The organism is Acinetobacter sp. ANC 4636 (assembly GCF_054454555.1).
Genome location: NZ_JBTKVD010000006.1, coordinates 138495 through 150496, shown reverse-complemented (window position 1 = coordinate 150496; position 12002 = coordinate 138495). Strand labels below are relative to the sequence as shown.

The 12002-nt window shown below is 43.0% G+C and carries 14 protein-coding genes; all 14 read right to left on the bottom strand.

Annotation, left to right across the window (positions count from 1 at the left end):
* Positions 1 to 8: 8 nt before the first annotated feature.
* A complete protein-coding gene (locus ACX1N5_RS08550) occupies positions 9 to 266 on the bottom strand; it encodes a phosphopantetheine-binding protein (RefSeq protein ID WP_004902223.1) in 258 nt (85 codons plus the stop codon).
* Entirely contained in the window at positions 263 to 1057 is a 795-nt protein-coding gene (locus ACX1N5_RS08545) for a lysophospholipid acyltransferase family protein (protein WP_131381320.1), read from the bottom strand. Before ACX1N5_RS08545 ends, ACX1N5_RS08550 begins: the two co-directional genes overlap by 4 nt.
* On the bottom strand, positions 1051 to 1686 hold the full coding sequence (locus ACX1N5_RS08540; protein WP_458801432.1) for a beta-ketoacyl synthase chain length factor: 636 nt from the start codon (positions 1684 to 1686) through the stop codon (positions 1051 to 1053). The genes ACX1N5_RS08545 and ACX1N5_RS08540 overlap by 7 nt, the downstream gene beginning before the upstream one ends.
* Before the next feature lie 196 nt (positions 1687 to 1882).
* Positions 1883 to 3292 carry a ribosome biogenesis GTPase Der gene (gene der, locus ACX1N5_RS08535; protein ID WP_131381322.1) on the bottom strand — a complete coding sequence of 470 codons (1410 nt, stop codon included), beginning with the start codon at positions 3290 to 3292 and terminating at the stop codon, positions 1883 to 1885.
* A gap of 3 nt (positions 3293 to 3295) precedes the next feature.
* Positions 3296 to 4447, bottom strand: coding sequence for an outer membrane protein assembly factor BamB (gene bamB, locus ACX1N5_RS08530; RefSeq protein ID WP_458801435.1), 1152 nt, complete (start codon positions 4445 to 4447; stop codon positions 3296 to 3298).
* Positions 4448 to 5149 (bottom strand): YfgM family protein, encoded by a 702-nt coding sequence (locus ACX1N5_RS08525; protein ID WP_458801437.1) that lies wholly within the window; start codon positions 5147 to 5149, stop codon positions 4448 to 4450.
* A 30-nt stretch (positions 5150 to 5179) separates the two neighbouring features.
* Positions 5180 to 6472: a histidine--tRNA ligase gene (gene hisS, locus ACX1N5_RS08520; RefSeq protein ID WP_004749747.1), complete on the bottom strand. Its 1293-nt coding sequence runs from the start codon at positions 6470 to 6472 to the stop codon at positions 5180 to 5182.
* Positions 6469 to 7584, bottom strand: a complete 1116-nt coding sequence (gene ispG / locus ACX1N5_RS08515) for a flavodoxin-dependent (E)-4-hydroxy-3-methylbut-2-enyl-diphosphate synthase (RefSeq protein WP_045794411.1) — start codon at positions 7582 to 7584, stop codon at positions 6469 to 6471. The genes hisS and ispG overlap by 4 nt, the downstream gene beginning before the upstream one ends.
* Before the next feature lie 21 nt (positions 7585 to 7605).
* Positions 7606 to 8394 carry a helix-turn-helix domain-containing protein gene (locus ACX1N5_RS08510; RefSeq protein WP_458801439.1) on the bottom strand — a complete coding sequence of 263 codons (789 nt, stop codon included), beginning with the start codon at positions 8392 to 8394 and terminating at the stop codon, positions 7606 to 7608.
* On the bottom strand, positions 8385 to 9245 hold the full coding sequence (gene pilW, locus ACX1N5_RS08505; RefSeq protein WP_004902248.1) for a type IV pilus biogenesis/stability protein PilW: 861 nt from the start codon (positions 9243 to 9245) through the stop codon (positions 8385 to 8387). Before pilW ends, ACX1N5_RS08510 begins: the two co-directional genes overlap by 10 nt.
* Positions 9246 to 9267: 22 nt before the next feature.
* Positions 9268 to 10503 carry a 23S rRNA (adenine(2503)-C(2))-methyltransferase RlmN gene (gene rlmN / locus ACX1N5_RS08500; RefSeq protein WP_458801441.1) on the bottom strand — a complete coding sequence of 412 codons (1236 nt, stop codon included), beginning with the start codon at positions 10501 to 10503 and terminating at the stop codon, positions 9268 to 9270.
* Positions 10504 to 10622: 119 nt separating this feature from the next.
* On the bottom strand, positions 10623 to 11054 hold the full coding sequence (ndk, locus tag ACX1N5_RS08495; RefSeq protein ID WP_004749754.1) for a nucleoside-diphosphate kinase: 432 nt from the start codon (positions 11052 to 11054) through the stop codon (positions 10623 to 10625).
* Positions 11055 to 11162: 108 nt separating this feature from the next.
* On the bottom strand, positions 11163 to 11363 hold the full coding sequence (iscX, locus tag ACX1N5_RS08490; RefSeq protein WP_004749756.1) for a Fe-S cluster assembly protein IscX: 201 nt from the start codon (positions 11361 to 11363) through the stop codon (positions 11163 to 11165).
* Positions 11364 to 11418: 55 nt separating this feature from the next.
* Positions 11419 to 11973, bottom strand: a complete 555-nt coding sequence (locus tag ACX1N5_RS08485) for a phosphatase PAP2 family protein (RefSeq protein ID WP_131381328.1) — start codon at positions 11971 to 11973, stop codon at positions 11419 to 11421.
* Positions 11974 to 12002 lie beyond the last annotated feature (29 nt).

The following is a 12002-nucleotide window of genomic DNA, read 5'->3' as shown; positions in this document are numbered from 1 at the left end:
TTTCCCCCTTAAGCTGCCTGACTTTCAACCAACTTCACTAAACTTTGAATTGAACGGAAATGCTGCTTGGTGTCCTCTGACTCAGCATTTAAATGAATGTTATAGCGTTTTTTCAGCGCCAAACCTAACTCTAAGGCATCGATTGAATCCAGCCCTAAACCTTCATTAAATAAAGGGGCTTCATCATCAATGTCGTCAATCGAAATATCTTCGAGTGCCAAAACATCAATAATCATCTGTTTTAGCTCGTCAGCAAGATTGCTCATGTACATAACTCTTGATTAAATAACTGGTGTAAATGCTGATTTAAGGCACGCACATTTTTAGGCGTGACCGTTGTATCTGTTAAAATGTCTTCGATCCGAATTGGATCAAGCACGTTGATTTGAATATGAAAAGGCTCACTCGGAATGTGATACCACTTCTCATTTTTGGTCAAGGTCGATGGGCTACAGCGAATCAGCACAGGACGAATCGGTACTTGTGCCCGTAAGGCAATATTGGCGGCTCCACGCTGAAAATCGTTCAATACCCGATCTTTTTCCGTGCGCGTTCCTTCAGGAAAAATCACTAGCGATGCCGCATCTGCCTGTTGCAAACGCTGCACACAGTCCTGAATAAACTGCTCAGAACCTGCATTTAAAATATACGCCGCGTTTTGCACAGGCCCTCGGGTAAATGGATTTTGCCACAGTGCCTGTTTCACCACACAATTCGCTTTGGGCATCAACCCGATCAATAACATCACATCAATTAACGTCGGATGATTGGCAATCACCAATTCTCTCTGGCTATTTTGCAGCTTATCTAGACCTTCCACACTGTAAGTCATCACCCCAAGTTTGGTCATGCTTTCAATAAATCCATGAAAACCATGCCGAATCACTTGTTGAGTTAATTCAACACGGCGTTTTGGATCAGACGTATACAGCCTCACCGCAGGTGCAATCACGGTTCCAATAGCAACACCACCCACCCCAAAACTGGCAAAACCCAAGCCTGTCGCCGCCATACGCCATAGATAGCTAAGTTTCTGTTTGGACTTCCCTTTTAACATCGTTGCCACTTCCCTGAGGCTGACTGTAGAGTACCCGCTTGCCAAAACTGTAAAAACTCCTGTGCATCCTGCTCAGGAGTTTGATGACTGGTCTCTATTTTCAACACTGGATTGAACTGCACATTCGGCTCAGCCAGACTGAGTACGGCTGCCATTGAAAAGGCATCAAAGCGATTCACCCCTTCATACACATCAGGTAAAGGTGCATCGTAATATACTACCAATGCGCGTTGTGCTGTCGGATGCGTTTTCAAAAATGCATAGGCCTCAACCACCGCTTCTGACCATGAACAGCTCAAGCTGGTCGATGGCGTAGCATCTTGGTACAAAATAGAATACAAACCAGCTATAGCATTATGCACAGACGTGGAAAATTGTGTCGGCGATGGTGTATGACCTTGTAAGACATCTTGTAAAATATTTAAGGTTTTTTGTTCATCACCAAAATGTGATGCCCAAACAATATAATCAATGTCATAAGCTTGCAAAGCTTGGATGGCACTATTGAATGCCAGCTTAGCCAAAGTAGATAAACGGCGGCGCTGCATGGCAGGAATCGCCTGCAATGCCTGCAAATCGGCATGATGATCTGTGTTATAGAGTTGTTGTACTTGTAGTTGTAAGTTCACACTCTACACCCCGAACTGACCAAAAAATGGAATCTATTATAAATAAACAAGGGCGCTAAAATAGCAAAAAAACATTTAAAAAAAAATGAAAACAATAAATTTCTAAAAAAGATACACTAAAAGTATAATAACTCGATTTTCTCTCAATATTTTAGGTAAAAAAAAGCTATCCGAAGATAGCTTTTTATATGAAAGCTTAACGCTTAAATTTCTTTTCCGCTTTCTTGAATTTCTGCACATAACGACGTTTACGTGCAGCAACACGCTCATCTACCTGTGATTTACGACCTTCAAACGGATTTTCTGAGGTTTTAAAGTCAACACGAACAGGCGTACCTTCAAGTTTGTACACTTTACGGAACACATTTTCCAAGTAACGACGATAGTCAGCAGGCGTCTTATCAACCTTGTTACCGTGAATCACGATGGTTGGTGGGTTTTGCCCGCCCATATGCGCATAACGCATTTTAATACGACGACCACTGATCATTGGCGGTTGATGCGCTTCAGTTGCATCATTCAAAATTTGGGTCAATTTTGCAGGAGAAACTTTAAGATTCGCTGACTCATACGCACGGTGAATCGATGGGTATAACTCGCCAACACCAGTACCATGCAAAGCTGAAATCAGGTGAATACGCGCCCATGGAATAAAGTCAAAACGACGATCGACATCCAACTTACATTGTTTACGATCATACTCGGTCATGTTATCCCATTTGTTAATGGCGATTACCATGGCACGACCCGCTTCAAGCGCATAACCGATCAAATGCAAATCTTGTTCAACCACGCCTTCGCGTGCATCCAGAACAACCACAACAACATGTGCGTCTTTCATGGCTTGTAAAGTTTTAACGACCGAGAATTTCTCAATCATTTCATCTACTTTACCTTTACGACGTACACCCGCAGTATCGATCAATGTGTATTGACGACCATCTCGTTCAAATGGAATATACACAGAATCTCGGGTTGTTCCAGGTTGGTCAAATGCGACCACTCGGTCTTCACCCAACAAGCGGTTGACCAGTGTCGATTTGCCCACATTGGGACGACCAATAATCGCTAGGCGCAAACCTGTTGCTTTGTCGTGTTCTTCAGGATTCTCATCTTCAGGCACATCAACCAGCACATCTTCGAGCATCTGAGAGACGCCACGACCATGACTCGCTGCAACATGTAGTGGTTCACCAAAGCCAAGTTTGAAAAATTCAGTTACGGCAGCTTCAGCATGTACGCCATCGACCTTGTTGGCAACCAAGAAAACTTTCTTGCCTAAAGTACGCAATTCACGTGCAATTTGTTCATCAGACGCCAATAATCCCGCACGCGCATCCACCACGAAGATAATAATATCTGCTTCGTGAATGGCTGTTTTGGACTGTTCTGCCATATAGGCATCAATGCCCTGTTCACTTTCACCAATACCCCCTGTATCGACTACAATGAACGACTTGTTTTGATAAACTGCATCACCATATTTGCGGTCACGAGTCAGACCAGCAAAGTCAGCAACCAGTGCGTCACGACTTTTGGTTATCTGGTTAAATAACGTTGATTTTCCGACATTCGGACGCCCAATCAGCGCAATAACGGGTTTCATAAATTAACGATTCTGCCAAACGCTTAACGCGCCCTTTTGAGTTGAAACATAAAGTTGGTTGTCAATCACACGTAAAAATGTGACCTGTCCCTTGGTATTGGAACGACCAATCAAATTACCTGTATTTGGGTCTAATAGGCTAAGAGCGCCTTCATAATCACCAACCACAAGGTCAGAACCCAACATTACTGGGTTACTAAGATTACGGTGTAAAAGCTGTGTATTTTCCCAAAGTTTTTGACCACTTATTAAATCATAAGCAATCACTTTGCCATCGGTCGTGCTGACAAAGACTTTATTTTGTGTCACTTCAGGACGCTGGTTACTGCTGGCATCTTGATTCCACAACACTTGTTGCTGTGCAAGATCAGTCACGGCAACCTGCCCTTGGTAACTGGTCGTAACCATATACTGGCCCATCATCACAGGGTCGCCACTAATGTCATTTAAACGCTGTACGTCTGAGCGACCTTCCGCAACTGCAACACGACGTTGCAAGCGTGGTACACCACTAATGACATCAATGATATAAACATATGCATTTGAAGTTGCAATCAGTACATTGTTTGGATCGAGCATGACAGGTGCTGCACGACCACGCAAGCTAAATGAGACATTCGGTAAACGGTATGTCCAAAGCTGCTGACCTGTGCTGACATCATGTGCGTAGACATTACCATCATTACTGACTGTAATCACACGTCCTGCCTGAATATGTGATGGCGCAATAATCGCACCTGAAAGCTGAGCGGCCCATTTTATTTGCCCAGAAGTTTCATCGAGTGCAAACAACTCACCTTTTTCATTGCCTGCAACCACAATGCCTTCACCAACTTCCACACCCGCACTTAAGCCATGTTTTTTGGTGAGCTTGGTTGACCAAAGGCGCTGTTTGCCTTTGTAGGCTTCGACATAACCTTTTGGATCAACAAAAAAGATCACACCATTGTCTGCGCCCATTTGTAAACGCAATGGATCATTTTTATTAGTTTGGGTGACATGCTCAGAAAATACAGGAACTAAAGTTTTCGCTTGCACTATTTTTGGAAGTTTATTGGGTTTAATTTCTTCCACTTTAGTTTTATTGCTAGAGCAGCCCACCAAAGCAACAGCTGCAAGTGTTAGCGCAAACGGTACGGTAAATTTTTTATTCATTTAAGACTCATCCACTTGTGTTTTCAAAATTGGGCGTTCAATATCAGGATCATTCACTAAAACGCCAACACTTTCGAGTTTAATTTGTAAAATTTGTCGTTCTTGTTTACGCGCAACAATGCCATCCCATGCACTTTGATACGCTTTGCGTGCTTGAGCAACATCATTTTTTGCAACGTAAATATCACCACGTGCTTCATCTGCTGATGCTTTAAATGCTGGAACTTTGATGAGATCCAAGGTTTTTAAAGCATCATCATATTTTTTCTGCGCTGCTTGTGTATAGGCCAAATGCAGGTTAACCAACTGAAGTAAGCCTTCGTCATCAACCTTCACATTTTGTACTTTTTTCAGTTCACGTTCTGCCGCAGTATAGTTGCCTTGGTCAAATGCCACTTTAGACATGACCAATTCAGCTTGGATCGCCTGCACAGAGTCGAGATTCTTTTTCAGAACTGTGTCAGCAGATGGCGCAAGTTTGTTATACGCACTTGGATCACCTGTTAAACTCTGTGCTTCATCCATGAGTTGCTGAACACGTGCGGTTTCATTTTGCGCACTATGTAGCTGTTTTTTCTGCCAGTAATTCCAGCCAAAAAATGCAATCAATGCAACCAGAATACCACTGACTGCGGCAGAACCATATTTCTTGCTCAGTGATTTTAGATTATCGAGTTGCTCTTCTTGTGTTAGTGCACTCATGTGACTGTCCTTCTGACTTTCCTATGCAGCTTATTCAGCAAATTTTTCAATTAAAAATGGCACGATGTCCGCAATTTTTAGCTCGACTTGTTCTGCCGTTGCCAATGTTTTGAGGCTGACTTGCTGATTTTCCCACTCACGCTCACCCAAAATCATGGCAAAAACTGCCCCAGATTGATCTGCCTTTTTCATTTGGCTTTTCATACTGCCTTGAGAGCCTGTTTTCACACGAATTGAGCTGTTTAAAGCTTCAAGCTGATTGCGTAATTGTTCTGCCAACACCAGAGCTTTACCCTGACAAGCAGGATCGGCAAGTAAGAACACTTCACAATCACGAGTGATTTGTGTTTGTTCAACCTGTTCAAGCAACAAGAGCAAACGTTCCATGCCCATAGCAAAACCAACTGCAGGTACAGACTGATCTGCTTTACCTTTAAGTTGTCCCACTAGACCATCATAACGTCCACCTGCACAGACTGTGCCTTGTGAACCCAAATGTGTGGTTGTCCATTCAAATACGGTTTTGTTGTAATAATCTAAACCACGAACCAGTTTCTGGTTAATCACAAACTTCACACCTGCATCAGTTAAATACTGCTGCAATTGTGCAAAATGCTGCATGGTGTCTTCTTTTAGGAAGTCATGCAGTTTCGGTGCATTTTCCAGAATTTGCTGGGTACGCTCGTTTTTTGAATCCAAAATACGTAGTGGGTTGGTGCTTAAACGGCGCTGAGAATCTTCATCAAGCTCGTCTTTATGCGCAGTCAAAAACTCAACCAATGCATTACGGTATTCGTTACGCTCATCCATTTCACCCAAAGTATTCAGCTCAAGCTGAACTTTGTCGGAAACGCCCATACGCTGCCACAAACGTGCAGTCATTAAAATCAGTTCAGCATCAATATCTGGCGTTGCCACCCCAAAAGTTTCCACACCAAATTGATGAAACTGACGGTAACGACCTTTTTGTGGTTTTTCATAGCGGAACATTGGTCCGATATACCACACACGTGGCGTTGCTCCACGCAACAAATTATGTTCAAGCATGGCGCGTACACAACCTGCCGTCCCTTCAGGACGTAAAGTCAGCGACTCTGGCGGATTACCTTTGTCGAAAAAGGTATACATTTCTTTTTCAACGATATCGGTTGCATCACCAATAGCACGTTTAAACAAACCCGTATGTTCAACCATCGGCAAACGGATTTGTTGATAGCCATAGGCATCCATTAATGATGCAAGATGCTGCTCCAGACGTCTCCACGCAGGCGTTTGCGAAGGAAGAACGTCATTAAAACCTTTAATTGCGACAATTGAACTCATGATGAACTACGAATAATCTCTTTAGCTTTAGCTTCTTCAAGCTCTTGAACACGTTGACGAACCATTGTTTCAATTTCGTCAACCAACTGATCGGTATCAATAAGATGGCTTTTCTCACCATTTCGATAAACCAATGATCGAGGGCTTGCCCCAACCACACCAATATCGGCTTCCTTGGCTTCACCAGGTCCATTGACCTTACAGCCAATTACCGAAACATCCATTGGTGTGCGAATACCTTCTAGGCGTTGCTCCAGTGCCTGCATCACTTTAATGACATTAAATTCCTGACGCGAACAGCTTGGGCACGCAATAAAATTGATCCCGTTTGAGCGAAGTCCAAGTGATTTTAAAATATCAAAACCAATTTTGACTTCATCTTCAGGCTCAGCCGCCAAGGAAATACGCATGGTATCACCAATGCCTTCCAGCAGCAGGCCACCCAAAGCAATCGCAGACTTGACTGTACCCGTACGGTAAATCCCCGCTTCGGTCACACCTAAATGTAACGGATTATCAATTTGTTGAGATAATAAACGATAAGCATCCAAAGTTAAAAACACATTTGATGCTTTTACACTGACTTTAAACTCTTGAAAGTCCAAACGATCTAAAATATCAATGTGGCGCAGTGCAGATTCAAGCAATGCCTGCCCTGTCGGTTCGCCATATTTTTTCTGCAAATCTTTTTCTAAAGAACCTGCATTGACCCCAATCCGAATCGAAATACCATGATGCTTCGCCGCAGCCACAACTTCACGTACTTTTTGATCTGAACCAATATTACCTGGGTTAATGCGTAGGCAGTCTGCACCATAATCAGCAACAGCCAATGCAATTTTATGGTCAAAATGAATATCAGCAACCAAAGGCACTTGTACCCGTTTACGGATAGCACCAAAGGCTTCAGCAGCCTCCATTGAAGGTACTGAAACACGCATGATGTCTGCACCTGCTTGTACACAGCGCTCAATTTGCGCCACGGTTGCATCGACATCGCAGGTTTCAGTATTGGTCATACTTTGCACCGTAATTGGTGCATCACCACCCACATACACAGAACCAACACGGATTTTACGTGTTGGACGGCGTTTAATTGGATTTTCGATCATGACTTGGTCAACTCTGTTGCATTAACGTGATAAACGGAAGTCTGCCTGACCATTTACCGTATAAGGTGCCAAAGGAATAGATTCATTATTTAGGGTTAAAGTCACAGCACTGGCATTGTCAAGACGTACCTGAAATGGTGAAACGCCTTTTAGGCTTAAATCTGAAGCCTGACGACCTGTTGCCAATACTTTACCTGTTGAGTCCACAATATTGACTGAAGTCGGCTGTGAGAATTTCAAATTGAGCTGATCGCCCGTAGTTGCTGTATTTTGATCTACAGAAGAAATCACCTGTGTATTCGATTGTGGGTTTGCCGCAGCTGCTGGCTGTTTTTTGGCTGCCCATTTTTGCAAGCCTAACACCACGAGCCATAATACAAAAATCACCACAATGGCAATCACAATGCGTTTTAGCCATTTTTTATTGCGATCACTGTTTGAACCAGGCAGTTTGCCCATGATTTTAATCGGTGAATCTTTTAAGGCGTGATTTGGCAATAAACCTGTGTCATTGGCATAGATTTCATCAAAACGTTGAATAATTGCCGAAGCATCGACATTTAAGTATTTGGCATATATACGATAATAACCTTTAATAAACGTTGCTTCAGGCAATGATTTATAATCATCACTTTCTAGCGCTTCCAAAGTTTTTATCGGCATATTCAAAGCTTTTGAAACATCAGCCAATTCACGTTTTTGAGCAAGGCGGATATGACGTAAGTATTCACCTGGACGCTGAACGTTGCCTAAAGTATTAGGGGTTGCTGATGTACCCGTCGATTGCTGTGAATTTGGATTTACTTCCATACCGCCTCAGTACTGTACTGTAATTGCAAATAACGTTGATATTCTTGGCTATCGGGGAACAAAGCCCGCAATTGGTTAACCAAAACCTGCTTGCTCATATTATCACCATTGGCGCGAGCAAGGCGAATACCAACCCATAGACCGTGTGCGCTTTGGTTTTTATCACCAACCAATCGCACATAATCACCATACGCTTCTGTTGCCAGTGCAAACTGTTGACGCAGGTAAAAAATTTCTGCCAACTCTAACATCGAAACTGTAGAATTTCGATTTACTTGCAGGGCTTGTCTGAATGTTTTTTCAGCATTTGGTGCATCACCCAGCTTTAAATAGGTTAGGCCCAGATTTTCCAGTGCCATTCCACGCTGCTCATACCCTAAAGTTGAGCCTGCAAGCTTGAGTTGTTCAAGCGCGTCATTATAGCGCCCTAACTGAAACAGATAACGCCCATAATTGTTACGTGTTTGTGCATCTTGAGGGTCAATCGAAATCGCACGTTTAAAATATTCTTCAGCTTTCGCTACATTCTCAGGGCTACCCTCTTGCTGCAACAAGACTGCCATAAGCATATTAGCACGCACGTTGCGAGTGGTCTCTTGAAACACATCATCGAGCGCACGTTTCGCTGCATCTAAATCACCTGTGCGTAAATATTCAGCTGCAATCTCTACACGAATTTCAGCCGCTTTTTTCTTGTCACGCTTAAACTTGCTGGTTGGCGTACTAATATCTGCATAACTCGGTGAACTATCTTTTTTCACCAACCCAAGTGTGCTTTGACAGCCTTGTAAACTGAACAACAAAGCACCTACACCCAGTAATATCACACTATGTTTTACAGTTTTTTTCACGCCAAACCACCTCAGTGAATTATTATCCTTTTGAGCGTATGATCTCATTTTTTTCTGCAATTTTCTTTTGCCATTGCGCCGCGCGACGGGTGCGGTCAGCAACTTGTCCAACCAACTGACCACATGCAGCATCAATATCGTCACCACGTGTCTGACGAATAGTACAGACAAAGCCCGCATCTGACAAAGTTTTTTGGAAGGCAATAATACGGTTACGACTTGAGCGGCCATACGGTGCGTGCGGGAACGGGTTAAAAGGAATCAAGTTAATCTTACTTGGTAGATTTTTTAATAATTTAAGTAATTGCTGGGCATGCTCAGGCTGATCATTCACCCCATCGAGCATGACATATTCAATGGTCACATGCTTACGTGCACTTTCATTACCGTCTTTGGCAATATAACGCTGACATGCAGTAATCAATTGTTCTAATGGGTATTTTTTATTGATCGGTACAAGTTCGTTACGCAACTCATCGTTCGGTGCATGTAAAGAAATTGCTAAAGCCACATCAATATCTTGTGCCAGCTGATCAATTTTCGGTACAACACCTGAAGTTGACAGTGTCACGCGGCGCTTGGACATGCCATATGCAAAGTCATCTAGCATAATACGCATTGAACTTAAAACAGCATCATAGTTGAGTAAAGGCTCGCCCATACCCATCATCACGACATTGGTCACTGAGCGTTCGCGCTCTACAACAGGCACGTCTTCCATATAAGAGAAGTTTGCCATCCAAAGCTGACCAATAATTTCAGCTGGAGTTAGATCGCGCTGAAAGCCTTGTTTTCCTGTCGAACAAAATGAACAGTCCAATGCACAACCCACTTGCGAAGAAATACACAAGGTCTTGCGTAAACCTGTTTTATCTTCCGCAGGAATCAGAACGGTCTCAACCAAAGAGCCCTCGCCTTCACCCACGCGAAACACCCACTTACGTGTGCCATCTTTAGAATAATTACGATGAACCACTTCAGGCGCTTTAATTTCACAAATCTGTACCAGTTTGTCGCGAAGCTTGCCTGAAATATTGGTCATTTCAGCAAAATCAGTGACAAAGTACTGGTGAATCCATTTCATGACCTGACCTGCGCGAAACTTCTTTTCGCCCAAATCTTCAAAGAATTTTTCGAGTTCTGCCCGTGACATGCCAAGTAAATTAACTTTTTGCACTGGATTCGCAGGCTGATGCAATGTGGCGGTGTTTTGCTGTCCATCTGGAACCAAAGATGAACCAACTGCTTCAAGAGCCATGTGTATTACCTAAACAATGTCAAAGAAAAAACAAGAGTGGCTTTATAGAGCCAGGAGATTTTCAAGAATAAAAAAACCAGATAAGCAGTATAACACTTATCTGGTTTGAAGTATCTCGATTAACGAGTGCGTGGGCAAACTTCAGTTTGAGCGAAGAAATAAGAAACTTCGCGAGTAGCAGAAGCTACTGAGTCAGAACCGTGAGCAGCGTTTTCATCGATGCTTACAGCGAAGTCTGCACGGATTGTACCAGGTGCAGCTTCTTTAGGGTTTGTAGCGCCCAAGATTTCACGGTGAGCAAGAACTGCGTTTTCGCCTTCAAGAACTGAAACAACAACTGGACCAGAAGTCATGAACGCAACGAGGTCAGCAAAGAAACCGCGTTCTTTGTGTTCTGCGTAAAAACCTTCAGCTTCAGCTTGAGAAAGGTGTTTCATTTTTGTTGCAACGATTTTTAAGCCAGCTTTTTCAAAACGAGCGAAAATGTCACCAATGTGGTTTTTAGCAACAGCGTCTGGTTTTACGATAGATAAAGTACGTTCAATTGCCATGTCTGGCTCCTTAATTCAAAAAATCAAGATAAATTTTTGCCGCATTATACCGAGGTTAGTCAGAATAATCAGCTAAGAAAATGTAAAAGTTTGGATTTTTAGCCGTTTTTAATTGCTTTCATCAATCCATGCCATCTGAATGGCTTCAAGCAAACCTTCTGTCGACTTATTTGGGTCATCGCTAAAATCGGGCAAAGCACACACCCATGTATGCAAATCGGTAAAACGAACCCACTGCGGGTCAACATCAGGATGTGCTTCCAATAATTCAATTGCGATATCGATTGTATCAGTCCAGCGTAAGCCCATCATCTATCCTAGTATCTATATATCATGCGGCTACTTTAAAATTTCACTGTCTGTTTTACAACACCAGATTCAGCATTGGTGCGCAGGAAATCACGGCCCATCCCACCAAACCACCCAAAACTGCACCAATAATCACATCGGTCGGATAGTGCAAACCCAAAACCATTCGCGAGAGCGCAACCAATATGGTAAATGGCAGCATACACAGCAATAAAACAGGCTGGATATAACCAAGTACCGTGGTTGCCATGACTGCATGCAAGGTGTGTCCAGAGGGAAAACTAAAATGATCCAGTGGGCGCTCTCCCAAAACAATCACCTGATGAACCTGATAAGGTCGTGGTCGAATCGTTTTGTGCTTAAGTAACTTATAGAGCAATGTCCCTGTTGAACCTGCCAGCAACAAATAACTGATTTGTACAATATACGCCAAGCCATGACTGATCCAGACAATGCTAAGCATCACGTACCAAAACCAGCCATCACCCAAACGACTAATGACTTTAAAAAATTGACTGATTCCCTGTGAATGGGAAAAATGATTCAGATACAAACAGCCTTTAAGATCAAGTGCCAAGATGTATAGTTTAGCGCGTTGAAAACTAGTCATCGTATTCTCCTCATCTAACAAAGATGAAT